The 22,238-nt window shown below is 66.0% G+C and carries 17 protein-coding genes, 1 pseudogene and 1 riboswitch; of the genes and pseudogenes, 9 read left to right on the top strand and 9 right to left on the bottom strand.

The window, feature by feature from the left end:
• Window positions 1-32: 32 nt before the first annotated feature.
• Window positions 33-488: a DUF3617 domain-containing protein gene (locus tag O6W96_RS03560; protein ID WP_353468273.1), complete on the bottom strand. Its 456-nt coding sequence runs from the start codon at window positions 486-488 to the stop codon at window positions 33-35.
• A gap of 225 nt (window positions 489-713) precedes the next feature.
• On the opposite strand from O6W96_RS03560, the gene O6W96_RS03555 reads away from it, so the two are divergent.
• Window positions 714-1,049 (top strand): hypothetical protein, encoded by a 336-nt coding sequence (locus O6W96_RS03555; RefSeq protein ID WP_353468272.1) that lies wholly within the window; start codon window positions 714-716, stop codon window positions 1,047-1,049.
• A gap of 6 nt (window positions 1,050-1,055) precedes the next feature.
• Here the strand turns inward: O6W96_RS03555 and O6W96_RS03550 are convergent.
• Window positions 1,056-1,366: pseudogene (locus O6W96_RS03550) on the bottom strand (penicillin acylase family protein); the annotation flags it as partial.
• Window positions 1,367-1,370: 4 nt separating this feature from the next.
• On the bottom strand, window positions 1,371-2,096 hold the full coding sequence (locus O6W96_RS03545) for a DUF6629 family protein (RefSeq protein ID WP_353468270.1): 726 nt from the start codon (window positions 2,094-2,096) through the stop codon (window positions 1,371-1,373).
• Window positions 2,097-2,245: 149 nt separating this feature from the next.
• Window positions 2,246-2,355, top strand: a riboswitch (TPP riboswitch).
• An 81-nt stretch (window positions 2,356-2,436) separates the two neighbouring features.
• On the opposite strand from O6W96_RS03545, the gene O6W96_RS03540 reads away from it, so the two are divergent.
• The 4 genes from O6W96_RS03540 to O6W96_RS03525 all read left to right on the top strand — a co-directional run bounded on the left by O6W96_RS03540 (window position 2,437) and on the right by O6W96_RS03525 (window position 9,830).
• Window positions 2,437-4,710 (top strand): TonB-dependent receptor, encoded by a 2,274-nt coding sequence (locus O6W96_RS03540; protein WP_435372185.1) that lies wholly within the window; start codon window positions 2,437-2,439, stop codon window positions 4,708-4,710.
• Between the two features lies 1 nt (window position 4,711).
• Window positions 4,712-5,854: a phosphotransferase enzyme family protein gene (locus O6W96_RS03535; RefSeq protein ID WP_353468269.1), complete on the top strand. Its 1,143-nt coding sequence runs from the start codon at window positions 4,712-4,714 to the stop codon at window positions 5,852-5,854.
• Window positions 5,851-6,411: a nicotinamide riboside transporter PnuC gene (gene pnuC, locus O6W96_RS03530; RefSeq protein ID WP_353468268.1), complete on the top strand. Its 561-nt coding sequence runs from the start codon at window positions 5,851-5,853 to the stop codon at window positions 6,409-6,411. Before O6W96_RS03535 ends, pnuC begins: the two co-directional genes overlap by 4 nt.
• A gap of 146 nt (window positions 6,412-6,557) precedes the next feature.
• Window positions 6,558-9,830 carry a PAS domain-containing hybrid sensor histidine kinase/response regulator gene (locus tag O6W96_RS03525; protein ID WP_353468267.1) on the top strand — a complete coding sequence of 1,091 codons (3,273 nt, stop codon included), beginning with the start codon at window positions 6,558-6,560 and terminating at the stop codon, window positions 9,828-9,830.
• A gap of 149 nt (window positions 9,831-9,979) precedes the next feature.
• Here the strand turns inward: O6W96_RS03525 and O6W96_RS03520 are convergent, their stop codons facing one another.
• Window positions 9,980-10,603 (bottom strand): response regulator transcription factor, encoded by a 624-nt coding sequence (locus O6W96_RS03520; protein WP_353468266.1) that lies wholly within the window; start codon window positions 10,601-10,603, stop codon window positions 9,980-9,982.
• On the bottom strand, window positions 10,600-12,555 hold the full coding sequence (gene acs, locus O6W96_RS03515; RefSeq protein WP_353468265.1) for an acetate--CoA ligase: 1,956 nt from the start codon (window positions 12,553-12,555) through the stop codon (window positions 10,600-10,602). The genes O6W96_RS03520 and acs overlap by 4 nt, the downstream gene beginning before the upstream one ends.
• A 155-nt stretch (window positions 12,556-12,710) precedes the next feature.
• Here acs and O6W96_RS03510 point away from each other — a divergent pair, with 155 nt between their 5' ends.
• On the top strand, window positions 12,711-14,162 hold the full coding sequence (locus O6W96_RS03510) for a DcaP family trimeric outer membrane transporter (protein ID WP_353468264.1): 1,452 nt from the start codon (window positions 12,711-12,713) through the stop codon (window positions 14,160-14,162).
• A 310-nt stretch (window positions 14,163-14,472) separates the two neighbouring features.
• A complete protein-coding gene (locus tag O6W96_RS03505; protein ID WP_353468263.1) occupies window positions 14,473-16,140 on the top strand; it encodes an MFS transporter in 1,668 nt (555 codons plus the stop codon).
• A gap of 138 nt (window positions 16,141-16,278) precedes the next feature.
• Here the strand turns inward: O6W96_RS03505 and O6W96_RS03500 are convergent, their stop codons facing one another.
• Window positions 16,279-17,058 (bottom strand): class II aldolase/adducin family protein, encoded by a 780-nt coding sequence (locus O6W96_RS03500; RefSeq protein ID WP_353468262.1) that lies wholly within the window; start codon window positions 17,056-17,058, stop codon window positions 16,279-16,281.
• Between the two features lie 97 nt (window positions 17,059-17,155).
• On the opposite strand from O6W96_RS03500, the gene O6W96_RS03495 reads away from it, so the two are divergent.
• Entirely contained in the window at window positions 17,156-17,821 is a 666-nt protein-coding gene (locus O6W96_RS03495) for a Crp/Fnr family transcriptional regulator (protein ID WP_353468261.1), read from the top strand.
• Window positions 17,822-17,871: 50 nt separating this feature from the next.
• Here O6W96_RS03495 and paoC read toward each other — a convergent pair whose 3' ends face one another.
• From paoC to paoA, 3 genes are read right to left on the bottom strand one after another with little or no spacing between them, the layout of a single operon-like run.
• Window positions 17,872-20,064, bottom strand: a complete 2,193-nt coding sequence (gene paoC / locus O6W96_RS03490; protein ID WP_353468260.1) for an aldehyde oxidoreductase molybdenum-binding subunit PaoC — start codon at window positions 20,062-20,064, stop codon at window positions 17,872-17,874.
• Between the two features lie 5 nt (window positions 20,065-20,069).
• Window positions 20,070-21,020: an FAD binding domain-containing protein gene (locus tag O6W96_RS03485; RefSeq protein WP_353468259.1), complete on the bottom strand. Its 951-nt coding sequence runs from the start codon at window positions 21,018-21,020 to the stop codon at window positions 20,070-20,072.
• Window positions 21,017-21,661: an aldehyde dehydrogenase iron-sulfur subunit PaoA gene (gene paoA / locus O6W96_RS03480; RefSeq protein ID WP_353468258.1), complete on the bottom strand. Its 645-nt coding sequence runs from the start codon at window positions 21,659-21,661 to the stop codon at window positions 21,017-21,019. The genes O6W96_RS03485 and paoA overlap by 4 nt, the downstream gene beginning before the upstream one ends.
• 110 nt (window positions 21,662-21,771) lie before the next feature.
• Here paoA and O6W96_RS03475 point away from each other — a divergent pair, with 110 nt between their 5' ends.
• A complete protein-coding gene (locus O6W96_RS03475; RefSeq protein ID WP_056481627.1) occupies window positions 21,772-21,972 on the top strand; it encodes a hypothetical protein in 201 nt (66 codons plus the stop codon).
• The last annotated feature ends 266 nt before the right edge of the window (window positions 21,973-22,238 follow it).

The raw sequence follows: 22,238 nt of genomic DNA, 5'->3' as shown, positions 1-22,238 counted from the left end.
CGCTGGTCGAGGCGAGCGGCGCAGCGAGACGGTTATTTGCGGCAGGCGCCCGCTACGTGCGTCGCGGTCTGATTGATCGTGATCGCTAGCGGACCCTTTGGGGCTTGCCCGGTCATCTTCAGTCGTCCGGTAAATCCGTTGGCGGCATAGGTGCCGGCGCGCGTGATCTGCATCGGACCGCCCTTTTTCTGTGGGCAGGTGAGCGTCTGCGCGTAACGACCCCCGGCGATCTGCACGGTGTCGACCCGGCATTGCGCTTTTGGATCGGGCACCAGCAGCGCGGCGACGCCGGTTTCGGCCGATACGGGCGTCACGCACTTGTGTTCCGTCTTGGAGCGGCCCTTCATCATCTTCAACAGGAAGCCCGGTGCACCGGGTATGACGAGATCGACCGCGGTGGAGACGATGTCCCAACGGCCCGGTGCGATGCTCTGAGCCGAGGCTGCAGCCGGTGTGACGAGTAGAATAAGACCGAGATATTTGCGCATGTCGCCACAGTGACGCAGGATCGGACGGGGTGCAACCGGCTTCACTTGTCCTTGCAGCCAAGGAAGAAAGCGCCCAATCATCGGTACTTACGGCATTTACGCTGCGCATGTCGTCGTTCGGCCATCTGTCGACGGTCGGCGTCGAAGGGTCCGGCAACGGCAAGATCGTCGCGCCCCGACCCGCAATGATTTGCGTGAAACGTCCGCCGTCGCTTAGGAAGAGCCATGGAAAACACCACACCGTCGCTCGACCTGTTCACCCGTCTCGAAATCGCGCTGGAGGAGCGCAACGAGGCCGCCGAGGCGTTCGATATCTTCAAGCAGGATGCCGTGATGGCGCATGCACCGGAAGCCGGACACGAACCAGCCGTGACGAGCGAAGACGCGGCAGAGGCAGCGGCCGAGGAAGTCGACGGCTTCAGCGCGGAAGTCAGCGGGTTGCTCAATGCCGCATCGGACGAGGAGCTGTCGTCTGCCTATCGGCAATCTGGCGGTGAGGTCGGCAACCCAGTTGCCGAGGCATTGCTTGGCGAGATCAAGCGTCGCAACCTGAGTATCTGATTTCAGTCATCGGCCAGGGCGGAAACGCGTTCCACATGACCCTTCAATTCGTCGGGATGGAAATAGACCGGGCGTTGCTCGCCGCGAGCGTACCGCGTGATCTGGTCGGCGAAATGGGGTGAGGCGATACCCCCACTCTGTCCGCCGGCCATGATCGCGGACGCCTTCACCCGCGGGCCGAACTCGACGACCGCGACGAAGCTGTTCCCGCTGGCGCCATAATAGCGCTTCGTTCCCGGGCATGGCTTGGCGCCGAACGACGCCAGGCTATCCCATTGGGCCGATGTGAACGGCACCAAGATCGATGGTCGCGTATCTATCTCAGGTATCCGACGGAGCCCGCGATCGTGCCCGCCTTAGCCAGATGAGCAGGAACGGCCGCTCCGCCACCGAGACGCCGTTGGGCGTCCGGATATCGATCTTCCGCCGGTGGAACTGCCAATAGAGCATCACGCTGAGGATCGCCGCGTAGAAGCACCAGACCGAGGCGAACGCATAGCCCTTGACCAGATAGACGATCGTCAGCCCGATCACGTTGACGACGCCGTAAGTCCTGACGACGCGGTGGCTCGACAGCAGCAGCGCGCCACAGGTCGCCAGGATGTAGAAGACCGACATCACGAGGTTGCTGGTCATCGCGTTCCGATACGCGATCGAATGCTGTTCGATGAAGGCCTGGGTCGGAAACAGCACGAGCCCGGCGATGTCCCACAGGCAGACGAGCGCGCCGGTGATCGTCAGACCGACGATCGCGGTACGGCGCCAGCCGGGCGGCTCCATCAAGGCCACCGCGGCCGGCATCAGCACAGGCAGGATACCGAGCGCGTAGACCGTGAACAGCAGCACGGCATGATCGAGCGCGACCGTGCCCAGTTCGCCGTGCAGCGCCAGCCACACCAGTCCCTCGCTGAATTGATGGACCGCGAACAACAGGGGCACGGATGCGAAGAGCAGCGCGCGGGGTTCGCGGACATGGCGCAACGTGGCCACACCGATCGTGGCTAGCACGCCGGAGGCAGCGAAGCTTGCAGTCGCCGAAAAGCACATGCGCGGTCGTCCAGGCTGTTGGCGGTCCGGCAGGGCGTGGCGTGTTTCCCGCCACATAGCCAGCGGCGCTCGTGCGTATCGTCCTTAGCTATCGCGACGCGAGACGCAGGCGATGACGCTTTCCAACCGCCGGTCGAGCGCCTAAGCGACGGAAATCCCCGGGGGGCCGCTGATGCGCGGCTGAGAGGTGGGCAGCAGCCCATGACCCGCTGAACCTGATCCGGCTTATACCGGCGTAGGGAGGGTCTGCGGCTGGCCCGTCGTCCCTCCGATTGGAGTGGACGTGACGTTTTTCAGTGCTGGTTTCCGTGTATTACCCGCCGAGCGCAAGCGCAGGCTCTTGGGCCAGGTCGCCCTGACCCTTTCCGCGAGCCTCGCCGCATCATCGGCCGGGGCGCAAGCGTCCGATCCGGTCGAACCCGCCGAGATCCGGGTGGTCGGCAAGCAGGATCCAGCCGGTCTGCTGCCCGACCAGAAGGTGCCGCGCGCGCAGAGTGCGATCTCCGCCGACTTCATCGTCAAGCAGGCGCCGACGCTCAACGCGTTTCAGTTGGTGACGCTGCTGCCCGGCGCCAACGTCGCGTCGAGCGATCCCTACGGCCTGTCGACCAGTTCGAGCCTGACGTTGCGCGGCCTCGGCCAGGACGAAATCGGCGTGCTTATGGAGGGCGCACCGCAGAACGACATCGGCTATTATTACGCCTACCCGTCGCAGTTCGCGGACCCCGAGAATTTGAAGCGTATCTCGCTCGCGCAAGGCTCGGTCGATATCGATTCGCCGACGCTCGGCGGCGCGGGCGGGCTGCTGTCGCTGTCGCTCGACGATCCGAAGGCGCGGCCCGGTGCACTCGTCGACCTGTCGCTCGGCAGCTACGCGGCGCGGCGTGGGTTCTTCCGCGTCGATAGCGGGACGATCGGCAACACTGGGCTGAAGGCGTTCCTGTCCTATTCGAACACCCGCGCCGACAATTGGCGGGGTGCCGGTTTCGACACGCGCCAGCATATCGACGCGAAGATCCTGGGCGAATGGGGCGCCGGCAACCGCGCCAGCCTCGCGCTGTCGTACAACGACGCGAACTCGTCGAGCTATCCGAGCCCGACGCTCGCCGAATGGAACGCGCAAGGTCGCGGCTTCAACTACGACAAGCGCTACACGCAGGGGAATACGAATTACTGGCGCCTGTACCGCGCGCCGTTCCGCAACCTCTACGCCTCCGCGCCGGTGCATCTTGTGCTGACCGATCGGCTGGCGCTCGACAGCACCACCTACCTCCAGTTCGGCTACGGCAACTCGCCTTACGGCACGCAGCTGACCACCGAAGGCAATTTCCTTGGCACCGAGGAACTGGCACAGCCGATCGCGCTGCCCGGTGCAGTCGACGGCGTCGCGACCGTGCTCGGCAATTATACCGGCGACCAGATGCGAACCGGGAACGTCAGCAAGCTCACCTTCAGGACCGGCGCGCACATGCTCACCGCCGGGCTCTGGTTCGACTACGGCACCGACCGCGTCACGCAGTCGTACACCTCGATCGACGCCGCTGGGCAGCCGTTCGACCGCTGGGGCTATCGTTCAAAGGCCATCCGCACCGCCGACGGCCGCCTGCTCGCCTATGAGAACCAGCGCACCGTCACTGTGACGAAGGGCTTCTTCCTCGCCGACAGCATAGCACTGAACTCGCGGCTGACGATCGATGCCGGGTTCAAGGGCGTCAACGTCCTGCGCAACGGCCGCAATTACCTCCCCGGCCCGCAGGACAAGGTCCGCAACGACAGCTTCGCGGCGTTGCCGCGCGCCGCGATCCATTACCGGCTCGACGATCGCCAACAGCTGTTCGCCAACATCACCACCAATTTCCGCACGCCCAACGAGTTCACGCTCTACAACAGCTATGCGGGTGGCGCGGTCGTCGTGCAGGGCACCAACGCGCTCAAGAACGAATATTCGGTCTCGCAGGAAGTGGGCTATCGCTTCATCGGCGAACAGGTCTCCGCCTCTGTGACCGGCTTCCACTACAAGTTCCGCAACCGCCAACTCGCGACCGTGCTCGATCAGGGCGGCGCGCAGGTCAACGCGACGCTCAACGCGGGCGGCCAGACCTCGTACGGCGTCGATGCGGAGATCGATTATCGCCCGGTCGCCGGGGTCAGCCTGTATCTTTCCGGCGAGTATCTACGCGCCCGGATCGACGACGACCTCCCGGTCGGCACGGACTTCCTGCCGACCAGGGGCAAGCACGCGGTGTCCAGCCCGACCGTCCAGTTCGGCGCCGGCGGGATCTATGACGACGGGCGTTTCTTCGGCAGCGTCGCGTCGAAATATATCGGCCGGCAATATGCGAGCTTCATGAACGACGAGCGCATCAAGGGCTATGCGACGCTCGATCTGTCTGTCGGCATGCACCTCGCAGACTGGCTTGACGGCAAGCGCACCGACCTGCGCGTCAACGCGATCAACGTCACCGATCCGCATGTCCTTGCCGGCGTGCAGTCGGTCAGCACCAATGCGCAGGACACGATCGGCCGCAACGGCACGGTCATCGCCGGCGCGCCGCCCGCCTATTACATCGGCAGCGGTGCGGCGGTCATGGCGACGATCTCGCGGGCGTTCTGAGATGGCGACGCAGCCCGCGCACCTGGTCCACGGCATGGGCACCGCGATGGAGTCGCCGACTTGGCCCGCGATAACTGCGGACGAGGCCGAGGCGGTGCTCGCCCGCTTCCCGGCGGCAGGACGGATGACCGGGCTGCACTGGCATTCCCCGCGTCCCTTTTCCGCCGCGACGTTGGCACATACGACCGGGGGCACGTTCCTAGTGAAGCGCCATCATCGCAGCGTCCGCTCGCTCGAAGGACTGGTCGAGGAACACGCGTTCATCGCTCACCTTGCCGGCAAGGGCGTGTCGGTACCCGAGGTCATGACGACGTCGGACGGCGCGACGGCGGTGGAAAGCGGTGCCTGGTCATACGAACTGCACCGCGAGGCGCCGGGTGCGGACCTGTACCGCGACAGCCTGTCGTGGACGCCGTTCGCCTCGTACGCGCATGCCCATGCCGCCGGTGTGGCGCTTGAGAAGTTGCACGAGGCCACGCGCAGTTTCACCGCCCCGGCGCGCCGACCGCAACCGCTGGTCGCCAGCTTCACCATCCTCCCCGCCGCCGATCCGCTCGTCGCTGCCGAGGCCTATGTCACGGCCCGTCCCGCGCTGGCCGCGTTCCTGGCATCCCGGCCTTGGCGCCACGAACTCGGCCATCTGTTCGAAGCATTAGGGCAGGGACTCGCGCCTTTGCTTGCCGAGCAACCTACATTGTGGACGCACAACGACTGGCATCCCTCCAACCTGCTCTGGGCGAGCGACGGCAGTGTTCGAACCGTGTTCGACTTCGGGCTCGCCGACCGCACCTGCGCCGTCCACGACATCGCCACTGCGATCGAGCGCACGGCGGTCCGCTGGCTCGACCTGGGGCAGGGGACGGACGACATCGCCGATCCAAAGGCGGCACTGGCGCTGCTCGCGGGCTATGCCACGGTCACGCCGCTCGGCCACGCGGATGTTGCGGCGGTCGTGCACTTGCTTCCGCTGGTCCACCTCGAGTTCGCGCTGTCGGAGATCGACTATTTCACCGCGGTGGTCGAAGATCCGGCATCGGCCGAGCTGGCCTGGGATGGCTATCTGATCGGCCATGCCGAATGGTTCTTGTCCGATCCGGGTCTAGGTTTTCTCCGTGCGATCGAAGCGGGGGCTGGCCCGCGATGACAGCGTTCGAGATCGTCGCGGTCGCGGTGAGCGTCACGGGCATCTGGCTGACCGCAACGCGCCGCATGCTGTGCTGGCCGGTCAACCTCCTCGCCTGCGCGCTCTATTTCAAGCTGTTCCTGGACGTCCGGCTCTACGCCGACATGATACTCCAAGCGCTGTTCGGGCTCGCGATCCTCTACGGCTGGGTTGCCTGGACCCGTGGCAAGGACGCGACCGGCGACGTCGTCGTGATGCCGCTCCGCCCCGCGCACGCCCTCGCAAGTCTCGCCGCGGGCGCAGCGGGCGCGGTCGCGATCGGCTGGTTCATGAGCCGCTTCACCAACGCTGCGCTGCCTTGGATGGACGCCGCGCTCAGCAGTTTCAGCCTCGTCGCGCAATATTGGACCGCTCGCCGCCATACCGCCAACTGGCTGCTCTGGATCGTCGTCGACACCCTCTATGTCGGCATGTTCCTCGTCAAAGGCCTGACGCTGACGGCAGGGCTCTACGCCGCGATGATCGTGCTCGCGGCGATCGGCTACCGGCAGTGGCGCAAGGCCGAGGCGACAGCCTGACGACCGGACCGGTGGACCCGAGCGCACCGCCGATCCTGTGCTAGGGAGCATCCTCGGACAGCGAACAACGGAGCGCCATCATCGTCGGGCCAAGTGTCATCTTCGCGATCCTTGCCTATGGCATCCTGCTGTTCGGGATTGCCTGGGTGGTGGACCGGCGGGGCCTGTCGCAACGGCTCGGACGGATCGCGTATCCGCTGTCGCTGGCGGTGTATTGCAGCAGCTGGACATTCTTTGGCGGCGTCGGCACCGCAGCGACGCGGGGATGGGATTACCTCGCCATCTATCTCGGCCCCGCGCTGGTGTTCCTGCTCGCACCGAAATTTCTCGCGCGGCTGGTGCGGCTGGCGCGCGAGGAGGGATCGAGTTCGATCTCGGACTTCATTTCCGCGCGTTACGGGCGAAGTCGAGGCACGGCGGCAATCGTCGCGGGGACGGCGTTGCTCGCGTCGGTACCGTACATCGCGCTCCAGCTGCGATCGGTCACGCTCAGCTTCGGCGCGATCGCCGGCGTAAGGAGTTCTGCGGAGGTCGGCACGCTCGTCGCGCTGCTGCTGGCGGTGTTCGCGATCGTTTTCGGCGCGCGGCGGTATGAGGTCGCGGGGCGCAACCCCGGCGTGGTGGCGGCGATCGCAGCGGAGTCGCTGATCAAGCTCTTGTGTTTCGTCGTGCTCGGGGTGGTGACGGTCGCGTTGCTCGCCGACGTACCGGCGGAAACGCTGGCGGCACCGATGGCCCGGCTTCGGTCGGGCTTCACCTGGGGGGCGCTGTCGTCGGATTTCTGCGTGCGGACGTTGCTGTCGGCGTCGGCGATCCTGTGCCTGCCGCGGCAATTCTACGTCGGCGTGATCGAGGCGCGGGGACCTGACGTGATCGCCCGGGCGCGTGGCCCTTTCATTGCCTACATGGTGGTGATCTCGCTCCTCGTCCTGCCGCTGGCGCTCGCGGGGATGACGCTGTTGCCAGGCGATGCCGAGCCCGACCTGTACGTGCTCGCGGTGCCGTTGCAGCAGGGGCAGCATCTCGTCGCGCTGATTGCGTTTCTCGGTGGCTTCTCAGCGGCGACGGCGATGGTGGTGGTCGAGACGATCGCGCTGTCGACGATGGCGACCAACGACCTGCTCGCGCCGTTGCTGCTCCGTCGCCACGGTGAGGCGGGCGAGGGCGAGCTGGGCCGGCGGATGCTGCGCGTTCGGCGCCTCATCATCGCCGCGATCGTCGCGGTCGCGCTGGTCTATGGACGGAGCCTCGGCGCGGACCTGCCGCTCGCGTCGATCGGGCTGATCGCGTTCGCCGGCGTCGCGCAGTTCGCGCCTGCGCTGATCGCGACGGTCGGGTGGAACTTCGCCAACCACACCGCCGCGCGCGCGGGACTGGTCGGCGGCGTGATCGTCTGGATCTACTGCCTGTTGCTGCCGTCGATCGGCGAGGGTGTTGGGCCAGCCTTGGCACAGTTCACGCGGGGTTGGCTCGATCCGGACGCGTTGCTCGGCTGGCGGATCGGTTCGCCGCTGGTCAATGGCACGGTGTGGAGCCTCGGCGTCAACGTCGCGTTGATGACCGGGCTGCACATGCGCGAGCGGCATCGTGGGAATGCCGCGCTCGATCACGTCACGACGTTGGGCGAGTTGCGGATGCTGGTCGCGCGGTTCGTTGGCGATGGCGAGGCGGAGGCGATCGGCGTGGCGTCGGTGGATCTCCGCGCGCCGATCGACGGCCCCGCCGCGCGCACCGCCGAGCGGCTGATCGCAGGCGTGATCGGCGCTCCATCGGCGCGCAAGATCGTCGCGTCGAGCATCGCCGGTTCGGCGATCGACGTCAGCGACGTGGTCCGGCTGCTCGACCAGCGCGGGCGATCGCTGCGGTTCTCGCGCACGCTCTTGTCCGCGACGCTTGAGACGATCGACCCGGGCGTCAGCGTGATCGACGCGGACCTGCGGCTGGTCGCGTGGAATCCGCGCTATGTCGAGATGTTCGACTATCCAGAGGGCTATGTCGTGGTCGGGCGCTCGATCGCCGACCTGATCCGCTACAATGCCGAGCGCGAAGGTATCGCGGGCGATATCGCGGCGCATGTCGGTCGGCGGGTGGCGCATCTCGCGCGCGGCACGCCGCATAGTTTCGAGCGGCAGCGGCCGTCGGGGCGGTGGATCAAGATGGTCGGGCGGCCGATGCCGGGCGGCGGGTACGTCCAGAGCTTCACCGACATCACCGCGGAGAAGGAGGCGCAGGCCGATCTCGAGGCGCGGGTCGTCGCGCGGACGCAGGATCTCGCGCAGTCGAACCACATGCTGGACGAGGCGCGCGCAGCGGCGGAGACCGCGACGCGCGACAAGACGCGGTTTCTGGCGGCGGCGAGCCATGATTTGCTTCAGCCGTTGCATGCGGCGCGGTTGTTCTGCGCGGCGCTCGACGAGGGGAAGGCACCGCATCAGGGCGAGCTGGTACGCGCGATCGATGGCGCAATCGGCTCGGCGGACACGTTGCTGCGGGCGCTGCTCGACGTGTCGCGACTCGATGCGGGGGGTGTGGTGCCGAAGGTCGAGCGGTTTGCGCTGGGGGCGTTGATCGACGAGTTGACGGTGCAGTTCGCGCCGTTGGCGGGCGAGCGCGGGCTGGTGCTGGCGGCGCATCCCGGCGCGTTCAGCGTGGCGACGGACCGGTCGTTGCTGCGGTCGATCCTGCAGAATTTCCTGTCGAATGCGGTGCGCTATTCGGCGGATGGGCGGATCTGGATTGGGGCGCGGCGGAGGGGCGACGATGTGCTGATCGAGGTGCGCGACAACGGGCCGGGCATTGCTGCGGGTGACCGCGAGCGGATCTTCGAGGAATTCGAGCGGCTGGAGAGCAAGGGGAGCGCGGGCGGCGGCGTCGGGCTGGGCTTGGCGATCGTCCGCCGGATTGCGCGGTTGCTTGGGGTGGCAGTGGAGTTGCGGTCGGAATTGGGGCGGGGGACGACGTTTGCGGTGCGCGTGCCGCTTGCGCCGGCCGGGCTGGATGTTGTGTTGCCAACGCCTCTGGCGAGCCGTGCGCTGGTGCCGGGGTTGCGGGTGCTGTGTCTCGACAACGACGCGACGATCCTCGCGGCGCTCGATGCGGCGTTGCGCGCGCGGCGGTGCGTGCCGTTGCTGGCTGCGACGATCGCCGAGGCGATGGAGCTGGCGGCGGACGAGGAGCCGGACGTGGCGCTGGTCGACTTCCATCTGGACGAGGTGGCGGACGGACTGGATGTGGTTGCGCGGTTGCGGGCGATGGTGCCGGCGCCGGCGATTGCACTAGTGACGGCGGATCGCGCGGTTGCTGACGATGTGCGGTGTGTGGGGCTCGTGGTGCTGACGAAGCCGGTGGTGCCGGCGGATTTGTGGCGGTTTATCGAGGATGCGTCTGCGGCTGCGGCGCTGGGGGTTGAGCCTGCTTGATCCTCCCCCTGGCGGGGGAGGATTGGGGGCACGGGCACACTTCGTCATCCTGACGAAAGTCAGGATCCAGAGCCAAAATCGGGGTGGGTGGTATCCTGGGTCCTGACTTTCGTCAGGATGACGGTGGGGGAGGGGCAGGCCGTGCGCGGCTAATCGGCGAAGTGGATGTCCATTGCCCGTGCCGCAAGGACGGCTTGCGTGCGGTTCTGGACGCCGAGTTTGCGAAGGATGGCGGTCATGTGGCCTTTCACCGTGCCTTCGGAGATGCCGAGGTCGAAGGCGACTTGCTTGTTGAGGCGACCGGCTAGGACACCGAGCAGGACTTTGAGTTCGGTCGGCGTCAGGCTTGCGACGCGCGTGGCCATGGCGTCGACGGGAACGCACTCGATCGGCGCGTCGCGTTCGCCGACGAGGGCTCGGGCTACGGCGTTTTCCAACGTCGCGAGGTCGGCGGTTTTGGAGACGAAGCCGATCGCGCCATACGCCCGCGCGCGGGGGGCGGCCTCGGCTTCGTCCGCCGACGATATCACCATGATCGGCGTGTCGGGGCGCTCGGCGTGGAGCAGCGCGACGCCCGCGAACCCTTCCGAGCCCGGCATGCGCAGGTCCAGCAGGATCAGGTCGAGCCGCTCTGCCCCCCGAGCCGCATCGACCGCCTCGCAGAGCTGCCCCGCCTCGATCACCACCGCGTCGGGCGCGGCGCGGCTGACCGCCAGTTTGAGCGCCTGGCGGAACAGCGGGTGGTCGTCGGCGATGAGGATCGTGCGCGTCATGCCGGTACGGGGATAGCCTCCTCGCGGCCGGCGATCAGCGCGTCGACCACCGCGGGATCGGCGAGCGTCGACGTGTCGCCGAGCTGGTCGAGCTGGTTCTCGGCGATCTTGCGCAGGATGCGGCGCATGATTTTCCCCGAGCGCGTCTTGGGCAGGGCCGGTGCGAACTGGAGGATGTCGGGGGTCGCGATCGGCCCGATCTCGCGGCGGACCCACTGGACGAGTTCCTTGCGCAGATCCTCGCTCGGCTCGGCGTTCGCGTTGAGCGTGACGTAGGCGTAGATGCCCTGGCCCTTCACGTCGTGCGGCATGCCGACGACCGCCGCTTCGGCGACCTTCGAATGCGCGACGAGCGCGCTCTCGACTTCGGCGGTGCCCATGCGGTGGCCGCTGACATTGATAACGTCGTCGACGCGGCCGGTGATCCAGTAATAGCCGTCCTCGTCGCGGCGGCAGCCGTCGCCGGTGAAATACTTGCCGGGATAGGTCGAGAAGTACGTCTGGAAGAAGCGTTCGTGATCGTTCCACACGGTGCGCATTTGGCCGGGCCAGCTGTCGGCGATGACGAGGTTGCCCTCGACCGCGCCCTCCAGCACCTTGCCGTCCGCGTCGACAAGTTCGGGTATCACGCCGAACAGGGGTTTGGTCGCGCTGCCGGGCTTGAGTGCGGTTGCGCCGGGCAAAGGTGAGATCATATGACCCCCCGTTTCGGTCTGCCACCAGGTGTCGACGATCGGGCAGCGGCCGTCACCGACGACGTTATGATACCAGTTCCACGCCTCGGGATTGATCGGTTCGCCGACCGAGCCGAGCAGGCGGAGCGACTTGCGGCTGGTGCGCGTGACCCAGTCGTCGCCCTCGCGCATCAGCGAGCGCAGGGCGGTCGGTGCGGTGTAGAGGATGTTGACCTGATACTTATCGACGATCTGCCAGAAACGACTGTGATCGGGATAGTTCGGCACGCCCTCGAACATCACGGTGGTCGCGCCGTTGGCGAGCGCGCCGTACAGCGAATAGGTGTGACCGGTGACCCAGCCGACATCGGCGGCGCACCAGAAGATCTCGCCGGGGCGGTAGTTGAAGACGTATTCGTGAGTCATCGACGCCCACACCAGATAGCCGCCAGTCGAGTGGAGCACGCCCTTGGGCTGGCCGGTCGATCCGCTGGTGTAGAGGATGAACAGCGGATCCTCGGCGTTCATCGGCTCGGGCGCGCAGTCGGTCGACTGGCCCTCGACGCACTCCGCATACCAGCAGTCGCGGCCTTCGGTCATCGTCACCTTGCCGCCGGTGCGGCGGACGACGATGACGGTCTCGACCGCGAGATCGCCGTGGTCGAGCGCGGCATCGACATTGGCCTTCAACGGGACGGTCTTGCCGCCACGCAGACCCTCGTCGGCGGTGATGACGATACGGCTGTCGCAGTCGTGGATGCGGTTGCACAGGCTCTCGGGCGAGAAGCCGCCGAACACCACCGAATGGATCGCGCCGATCCGCGCGCAGGCGAGCATCGCGAACGCCGCCTCGGGGATCATCGGCAGGTAGATCGTGACGCGGTCGCCCTTCCTGACGCCCTTCGCCTTCAGCGCGTTGCCGAGCTTCGACACCTCGTCGCGCAGTTCGGCGTAGCTGATCTTGCGGTCGTCGGCAGGGTCATCGCCTTCCCACAGGATCGCGGTCGCGTCGGGGCGCGCGTCGGCGTGGCGATCGACGCAGTTGGCGGCGACGTTGAGCTGGCCGTCCTCGAACCAGCGGATGCGGAAATCGCTCTCGTCGAACGAGGTGTCCTTGATCTTGGTCGGGGCGACGATCCAGTCGAGGCGCTTGGCCTCCTTCGCCCAGAACGCGTCGGGATCGGTCGCGGCCTCGGCATACATCCGGTCATAGGCGGCGGCGTCGATCAGGGCGTCCTTCGCCCATTCCGCGGGGACGGGATAGCTGGCCTCGGTCATCTGGCTCTCCTTTTGCCGCGCTGTACGCGGTCGCTTGCGGGCGATCATCCCGCACCAAAGTAAGGGATGGACGCAGGTTCGCAATGCGGCATGATGAGGTCGCTGCTATCCACGCGTCAGATCAGTGGAAGAGGACAGAGACGGGGATGACACGTATGGCGTTTACGAAACGGCTGGTCTTGACGGCGTTGCTCGCGGGCACTGCGCTGGTGCCGGGCTTGGCACAGGCGCAGACCGCGCGTGAAGTCGAGCTCGAGATGCGGTTGAAGGCGCTCGAAGCGGCAGTGCAGGATCTGCGCGGCGAGCTGAACGCTGCGCGAGCGACGGCGGCGACCGCTCCTCAGCCGGCTGGCCCTGCGACATCGGCCGCTCCGCCTACCGCGGTCGCGTCCACGCCGAACGAGCTTCATCCGACCGCGCCGATGGGTCCGACCGCGCCGACCGCGCTTGCCGAAGCGAAGGCACCGGGCGCAGCGCCATCGACCGATGGGTTCAAGGTCGCCGGGACGACGGTCAAGTTGAACGGCTTCATCAAGACCTGGGCGTCGGTCAGCCGCTACAGCGGCGGCAACATCGCGCCGGAATCGGTCGGTCGTGACTTTTATTTCCCGAGCATGACTCCGGTCGGCGGCCGCAACGAAGGCAATAGCGTCGAGGCGCATGCCAAGCAGACGCGGATCGTGCTGGGCACGGAAACGCCGATCGCCGGGCATACGCTGAAGGGCCTGCTCGAAGTCGATTTCCAGGTCGTGCCGGGGACTCAAGGCAACCAGCGTGTCGTCAACGGCTACAACCCCGGTCTGCGTCGGGCATTCTTCACGTTCGACAACTGGCTGTTCGGGCAGGAATGGACCAACTTCCAGTATACCGCGGCGCTGCCCGAGACGACCGACTTCATCGGCCCGTCGGAAGGCACCGTGTTCGTCCGCCAGGCGCAGATCCGCTATACGCGCAAGCTGAACGATACGCTGACGCTCTCGGTCGCGGCCGAAAATCCGGAGACCGCGTCGACCAGCCTGGCGTCCGCAACGATCGTGGAGAATGCCGACGATCGGCTGCCCGACGTCACCGCACGGTTGAACTACAAGACCGCGTTCGGCGAGTTCTCGCTGGCGGGGCTCGCACGCAAGCTGACGATCGACACGGGCACGCTGAAGGACAGCGCCGATGCGTGGGGCGTGTCGTTCGCGGGCAAGGTGCCGCTCGATGCCAAGGGCCGCTCGGATATCCGCTTCATGGTCACGCATGGCGACGGGATCGGCCGCTATGTCGGTCTCGATCTCGCCCCCGATGCGGTATTCATGCCGGTGGTCGGTGCGCGGCTGTATACGCCGACGCTGACCGCCGGCTTTGCGGCGTTGAAGCTCGGCTGGACCGACAAGCTGCGCTCGACCTTCATCGGCAGCGTCCAGTCGATCGACTATCCGCGCGGTGGCGAACCGATCGGCGCGAGCGAGTCGGCCTGGAGTGCGTCCGCCAACCTGTTCTACTCGCCGGTCAAGGCGATCGATCTCGGTGTCGAATTCCGTCACGCGGAGCGCGCGCTGGTCGACGGCCAGGTTGGCAAGATGGACCGCGGCGAGCTTGCGGCACGGTACTCGTTCTAGAGCATGATTTCACGATCCTCCCCCGCAAGGGGGAGGTGTCGCCGAAGGTGACGGAGGGGGAGGATGCGGAACCAATGTTTTCCTTACCGCCCCTTCCGTCTGGCAAGTGCCAGCCACCTCCCCCTTGCGGGGGAGGATCGCGCGGGCGCCACCATCGTCATCCCCGCGAACGCCGGGACCCAGAGCCAAGGACGACGATACTCGTGGTTCTGGATCCTGAGTCGAGCCCAGGATGACGCAGACGGCAAGTTTTTTCAAAAAGCCGGCGGAGATCGGCTGTTCCCCCCAACCCATCTGAGAGGATACCGCCATGGCGACGACAACAGGGGACGCATCGCCCCTTGGGCACGTGAAGCAGAGCCAGCCGCTGATCATCATCGCATCCTCGCTGGGTGCGGTATTCGAATGGTATGATTTCTACCTCTACGGCCTGCTGGCGACGATCATCACCGCGCAGTTCTTCTCGGGCGTCAACGAGACCACCGGGTTCATCTTCGCGCTCGCGGCGTTCGCGGCGGGGTTCGCGGTGCGGCCGTTCGGTGCGCTGGTGTTCGGACGGATCGGCGATGTCGTCGGCCGCAAGAACACGTTCCTCGTCACGATGGCGATCATGGGCCTGTCGACGTTCCTGGTCGGCCTGCTCCCGAGCTATGCCTCGGTCGGCGTCGCCGCGCCGATCGCGCTGGTCGTGCTGCGCCTGTTGCAAGGGCTCGCGCTAGGCGGCGAATATGGCGGCGCTGCGACCTATGTTGCCGAGCATGCGCCCGACAAGAAGCGTGGGCTGTTCACCAGCTTCATCCAGACCACCGCTTCGCTCGGGCTGTTCGCGGCGCTGCTGATCGTCATCGGTGTCCGCACGCTCGTCGGCGAAGAGGCGTTCGCGGCATGGGGCTGGCGTATCCCGTTCATCGTCTCGATCGCGTTGCTCGCGGTATCACTCTGGATCCGCATGCAGCTCGAAGAGAGCCCGGTGTTCCAGAAGATGAAGGACGAGGGCAAGACCTCGAAGGCGCCGCTGACCGAAGCGTTCGGGCAGTGGAGCAACCTCAAGGTCGTGCTGATCGCGCTGTTCGGTGCAGTCGTCGGGCAGGGCGTCGTGTTTTACACCAGCCAGTTCTACGCGTTGTTCTTCCTCGAGAAGAACCTGCGCGTCGACGGGCCGACCACCAACATCCTGATCGCGATCGCGCTGTTGATCGCGACGCCGGCGTTCATCTTCTTCGGCTGGCTGTCGGACAAGATCGGGCGGAAATACATCATCCTGACCGGGTGCGCGCTTGCGGCCCTCACTTACATGCCGCTGTTCCATGCGCTGTCGAAGGCCGCCAACCCCGCGCTTTATGCGGCACAGGCCAATTCGCCGGTGACGGTGGTAGCCAACCCCGACGAGTGCTCGGTGCAGTTCGATCCGGTCGGCAAGAACAAGTTCGACAGCAGCTCGTGCGACATTGCCAAGGCGTATCTGGCGAAGGCGGGTATCTCCTACGCCAACGTGATAGCCCCCGCCGGCACGGTCGCGCAGATCAAGATCGGCGGCACGACCATCCCGGTCGTCAATCCGGCTGTAGTCTCCGGGCCTGAAAAGGCCGCGGCGATCAAGGCGTTCGGTGCCGAGGTGAAGAGCGCACTGACTGCGGTCGGCTACCCTGAAAAGGCGGACCCGGCGCAGATCAACAAGCCGATGGTCGTCGCCATCCTCGTCCTGCTCGTGCTGTACGTGACGATGGTCTACGGCCCGATCGCCGCGCTGCTGGTCGAGCTGTTCCCGACGCGGATCCGCTACACCTCGATGTCGCTGCCCTATCATATCGGCAATGGCTGGTTCGGCGGGTTCCTGCCGACCGCGGCGTTCGCGATGGTCGCGGCGACCGGGGACATCTATTACGGGCTCTGGTACCCGATCCTCGCCTGCGCGGTGACGGCGGTTGTCGGTCTCGTGTTCCTGCCGGAGACGTTCCGCCGGTCGCTGCACGGCTAAGCAAACGGCGCACTGAAACGAACGACGGCGCCGCTCCGGATACGTCCGGAGCGGCGCCGATTGCGATGTTCTGGCTCAGCGTCGCGCCCGTGAGCGTGACCGCTGGCCCATGCCCTGCAGATCGATCGCCGTGTGACGTCAGTCCCGATAGCCGGGATTGACGCGATCGAGCTTGCGCAGCAGCGCAGGCCACGCAAGGCCGTCGGCAAGCATGCGCATGCCGGGACCGCCCGACTGGCCTTCGACCTTTTCGGCAACGCCCTGGTTCGGGCTGTTCAGATTGTCCCGGCCGGCACTCAGCATCAGCACCTGCGCCTCGCACGCGCGCTCCAGGAAATACATGCGCAGAAAGGCCTGCGGCACGGACTCGCCGACGGTCAGCGTCCCGTGATTGCGCAGGATCATCGAATTCTTCGTGCCGAGGTCCTCGACGAGCCGCTCGCGCTCCTCGAGCTCGGTCGCGATGCCCTCGAAGTCGTGATACGCGACGTCATGCCCGGCGATCATCGCGGTCTGGGTATGCGGAAGCAGGCCCTCCGCCATTGCCGACACCGCCTGGCCGTGGGGGGTGTGGAGATGCAGCACCGCGACCGCATCGTCGCGCCCGGCGTGAATCGCGGAGTGGATCACGAACCCTGCGCGGTTGACCGGCGCTGGCGTGTCCATGACCTTGTTGCCGTCGACGTCGATCTTGACCAGCGACGACGCGGTGATCTCCTCGAACATGTGCGTGTACGGGTTGATCAGGAAATGATGATCGGGCCCGGGCACGCGCGCCGAAAGATGCGTGAAGATCAGATCGTCCCAGCCGTAGAGCGCGACCAGCCGATACGCCGCCGCGAGGTCGACGCGCAGCGCCCATTCCTCGGCGGACACCTGATCGCGTACCGTCGTCATCGCCTTCAATGCCGTAGCCATCATCCGCCTCCTTATCGTTTCCCCGACAATACGGCAGTCGCCACGATAAAAATGTCGCGATGGTGACAATCTCGCCGAACCGCGTAAAAATGGTCGGATGCACCAAGCGGACATCGATACGCTAATGGCCGATCCGTGGTTCGCGGCGATGGCGATCGGGCGTCGCGACGGACTTCTGCGCGAGGCGCGGACCGAGGTGCTGGCAGCTGGCGCACGGATTTATGGTCTGGGCGATCCCCCGAACGGTCTTTGGGCGGTGGTAGAGGGCCAGGTTCGGCTGAAGGGCCTTTCCGTGAACGGCGCGGAGTTGCTCGCGCTGATCGTCCGGCCAGGCACATGGTTCGGCGAGCTGTCGACGCTCGACGGGCTGCCACGTCCTCACGAGGCGACGTCGTTCGGGCCCGCCCGCCTGCTCCACGTGCCGATGCCCGCCTTTGCCCGCGCTGCCGCTCTTCAACCGGAACTGTACCGCGATCTCGGGCTGCTGGTCTGCGCGCATCAACGCACCGCACTGCGGTTCATCGCCAACAGCATCGGCCAGAGTATCCGCGTGCGACTGGCCGTTGCACTTCTGCGCGCCTCGGTCGCCGGCGATGGCAGCGTCACCATCCGGCAGGACGAACTTGCGGCAATCGTCGGTATCGCTCGCCAGACCCTGAACCGCCACCTGAAGACGCTGGAGCGCGAGGGTATCGTCGAGGTCGCCTATGGGAGGATACGGATACTTGATCTAGCAGGGTTGCAGGCCGTCGCCACGGAATAACGATGCCGAACTCCCCCCGCGTCATATGTCACGACGCGGGGGAGGGGTAATCAGACCATCTTGCCGATCACCTTGTCGAGCGTCAGCGGGTATTCGCGGACGCGGACGCCGCACGCGTTGTAGACCGCGTTGGCGATGGCCGCGCCGACGCCGCACAGGCCGAGTTCGCCGATACCCTTGGCCTTCATCGGCGAGGACTTCTCGTCGAGTTCGTCCATGAAGAACACGTCCTGCATCGGAATGTCGGCGTGCGCGGGCACGTGATATTCGGCGAGATCGTGGTTGACGAAATAGCCGAACCGCGTGTCGACGATCGCGTCTTCCATCAGCGCCGCGCCGACGCCCATCGTCATCGCGCCGATCACCTGGCTGCGGGCCGATTTCGGGTTGAGGATACGACCGGCGGCGAACGCACCACTCATCCGGCGGACGCGGATCTCACCGGTCGCCGAGTCGACGCCGACCTCGACGAAATGCGCGCCGAACGTGGCCTGCGCATACGTCTTGGTCAGGTCGCCGAACTCGATCGAATCCTCGGCGGAGATGCCGGCATCGCCTGCGGCTTCCGACAGCGAGACGCTGCGGTTGCCCGACTTTACCTTGCCGTCCTCGAACACGACGTCGGTCGAGTTGAACCCGAGCTTCTGCGCGACTCGCTCGCGCAACGCCATGCACGCCGCGTAGACGCCCGCGGTCGAGCTGTTGCCGCCCCATTGGCCGCCCGAACCCGACGAGGCCGGGAAGCTGCTGTCGCCGAGCAGGACGATGACCTTCTCCATCGGCACGCCCATCATTTCGGCGACCGTCTGGCCGATGATCGTGTAGCTGCCGGTGCCGATATCGGTCATGTCGGTGGCGACGGTGACGACGCCCTTCTTGTCGATCCCGACGCGCGCACCCGACTTCATCGTGACGTTGTCGCGGAACGCTGACGCCATCCCCATGCCGACCAGCCAGCGCCCATCGCGGACTTGGCCCGGGACGGGGTTGCGCTTGTTCCAGCCAAAGCGTTCGGCGCCGGTCTTCAGGCAGCCGATCAGATCACGCTGCGAGAACTGGCGCGTTGGCTTTTCCGGATCGACCTGCGTGTCGTTGATAATGCGCAGCTGGACCGGATCCATCTTCAGCTTCTCGGCCAGCTCGTCCATCGCGGCTTCGAGCGCGAGCAGGCCGACCGCCTCGCCCGGCGCGCGCATCGCGTTGCCCTCGGGGAGGTCGAGCACGGCGAGACGCGTCGCTGTCATCCGGTTGGCGCCGGCGTAGAGCAGGCGGGTCGCATTAGGCGCGGTCTCGGGACCACCGCCGGGGAGATCGCCCGACCAGCTCTCATGCGCGATCGCTGTGATCTTGCCGTCCTTCTGCGCACCGATACGAAGGCGCTGGATCGTCGCGGGGCGATGCGTCGTATTGTTCATCACCTGCGGGCGGGCGAGCGCGAGCTTCACCGGACGTCCGCCGATCGCGCGCGAGCCGAGCGCGGCCATCACCGCGTCGCTGCGGACCCACAGCTTCGAGCCAAAACCGCCGCCGACATAGGGTGACATCACGTGGATGCTTTCCTTCGGCAGCAGCAGCGTCTCGCTCATGTCGCCAACCGCCCAGTTGATCATCTGGTTCGACGTCCAGAGAGTCAGCTTGCCGTCTTTCCACGCCGCAGTGGTGGAGTGTGGCTCCATCATCATGTGGCTCTGGTCGGGCGTCGTGTAGCGCTCGTCGACCTTCACCGCTGCCTTGGCGAACGCACCGGCGAAGTCGCCGATCGCGGTGTCGGGCGTGCCGCTCTTCGGCTTGGTCGCCGACCCCTTCGATGCGGCAAGATCGAACCGGCCGGCCGTGCGCGCATAGTTGACGCGGAGTAGCTTGGTGGCGGCGCGCGCCTGTTCGAACGTCTCCGCGACGACGACAGCCACGGCCTGGTCGTAGTGCTGAACTTCCGGGCCGGCGAGCATCCGCGCGGTGTGGTTCTTCGCCTTGCCGAGCTTGCCGGCGTTCTCATACGTGACGACGGCGAGCACGCCCGGCGCTGCCTTCGCATCAGCCGTGTCGATGCTCTCGATGCGGCCCTTGGCGATCGCCGCACCGAGAATATACCCATAGGCGGCGTTGGGCGCGGCGTCGTTGCGTTCATAGGCGTAATGCGCGGTGCCGGTGGTCTTCAGCTTGCCGTCGATGCGATCGAGCGGCTGGCCGAGCACCTTCATGCGGTCGGTCGGGTTCGCCGTAGCGGGGGTATCGAACTTCATGGCGATCAGGCCTTCGCTTCTTCGAACACGGCGCCGATGGTGCGTTCGACCAACGGCAGCTTGAACGCGTTCTGTGATGTGGTGCGGGCGCCGGCGAGGACAGCCGACGCGGTCGCCTTGGCGCCGTTGGGCATCTGAGCCTCGGCGGCTTCGACACGCCACGGCTTGTGCGCGAGACCACCGAAAGCGAGACGCCCACGGCCACCGGGCTGGATCACGGCCGCTACCGAGATCAGCGCGAAGGCGTAGGACGCACGGTCACGCACCTTCTGGTAGATGTGCGTTCCGCCAATCGGCTTCGGCAACGTGACGGCCGTGATGAGTTCGCCGGGTGCGAGCGAGTTCTCGATGTTCGGTGTAGCACCGGGGAGCCGGTGGAAGTCCGCAATCGAGATCGCACGCGTCTGGCCAGCGGCGTTCACCGTCTCGACCGTCGCATCCAGAACGCGCATCGCAACCGCCATGTCGCTCGGGTGCGTCGCGATGCACGCCTCGCTCGTACCCATCACCGCGAGATTGCGATTGAATCCGCCGATTGCCGCGCAGCCGCTGCCGGGCTGACGCTTGTTGCAGGGCTTGGTCGTGTCGTAGAAATACGGACAGCGCGTCCGTTGGAGCAGATTGCCTGCGGTGGTCGCCTTGTTGCGGAGCTGGCCCGAAGCGCCAGATACCAGCGCACGGCTCAGTACTCCGTAATCCTTGCGCACGCGCGCATCGGCGGCGAGATCGGTATTACGGACGAGCGCGCCGACGCGGAGCCCGCCCTCAGACGTCGGCGTGATCTTGTCGAGACCGAGGCCGTTGACGTCGATCAGATGCTGCGGCGTCTCGATCTGCAGCTTCATCAGGTCGAGCAGGTTGGTACCGCCCGCGATGAACTTGGCGCCCGGCGTGCGAACCGCAGCGCTGGCGGCTTCCTTGGCCGAGGTGGCGCGCTCGTAGGTAAAGGCCTTCATGCGCTGCGCTCCGTACCGGCGACATCGTGGATCGCGTCGATGATGTTCGCATAGGCACCGCAGCGGCAGATGTTGCCGCTCATCCGCTCGCGCAGTTCGTCGGTGGTCACGGTTGGCTGTGCCGAGATGTCGCCAGTGACATGGCTGGGGATGCCCGCCTTGATCTCGCCGAGCGTCGCAACCGCCGAGCAGATCTGGCCGGGCGTGCAATAGCCGCACTGGTACCCGTCATGCTTCACGAAGGCCGCCTGCATCGCGTGCAGCTTCTCGGGCGTGCCAAGACCTTCGATCGTCGTGATCTCCTCGCCTTCGTGCATGACTGCGAGCGTCAGGCAGCTGTTGATGCGCCGACCCTCGACGATCACCGTGCACGCGCCGCACTGGCCGTGATCGCAGCCCTTCTTCGTGCCGGTAAGCTTCAAATTCTCACGCAGCGCGTCGAGCAACGTAGTGCGCGTGTCGACGTTGAGCTTGGTGGTGCGGCCGTTGACCTTTAGCGTCACTGGCATGGTCGGCGGTGCCGATTGCTGGGTGCCCTGCGTCTGAGCCTGCGCAACGGGTGCCGCTGCCAACGTAGCCGATGCGACACCGCCGGCGATCACGCCACGGCGCGACACCGGAAAACCTTCATCCTGATGCATATCAAATCCCTGTATCTGCTAGCGTAACGGGCGAGAGCGGGCAAAGTTGCGCTGCTTCGCAATTGGTTCCGTGAATTTTGCGTCATAAAGATCTGCGATAGGGTATTGAAATGCGGACAGTTTCTTCCAGCGTGTCGGTGCGACTGTATCACCTCGATGACAGCGGCGAGGGCGGGGCTGCGACGACGCTGTTCTATGGTCCACTCGGGGAGGCGCTGGCGATCGCAGCGCAGCAGGAAGAGGATGTGCAGGCGGGGTTGTATCTTGCCACGGAGAACGACGTCGTCGCGTATCTGGATCTGGAGGAGTAGCGCTCACCCTGCGATCCTCCCCCTTCAGGGGGAGTTGGCTGGCGCTTGCCAGACGGAGGGGGAGGTAAGGGACAACCTCTGCTCTGTGTCCTCCCCCTCCGTCACCTTCGGCGCCACCTCCCTTTGGCGGGGGAGGATCGAGGCCGGGGTCCAGTTGGGGAACATTCGTAAAGCAGGTCGCGCATCGTTACCGCGACCTTTGCAACTGGATCCTGGCCGTCTCCGGGGCGGTGTAATGTTAAGGCGCAGGTCGGTCCTGGGTGATC

Source organism: Sphingomonas faeni (genome assembly GCF_040407495.1).
Lineage (GTDB): Bacteria > Pseudomonadota > Alphaproteobacteria > Sphingomonadales > Sphingomonadaceae > Sphingomonas > Sphingomonas faeni_D.
Note: the sequence above shows the minus strand (reverse complement) of the source record. Positions and strands in the feature narration are given on the sequence as shown.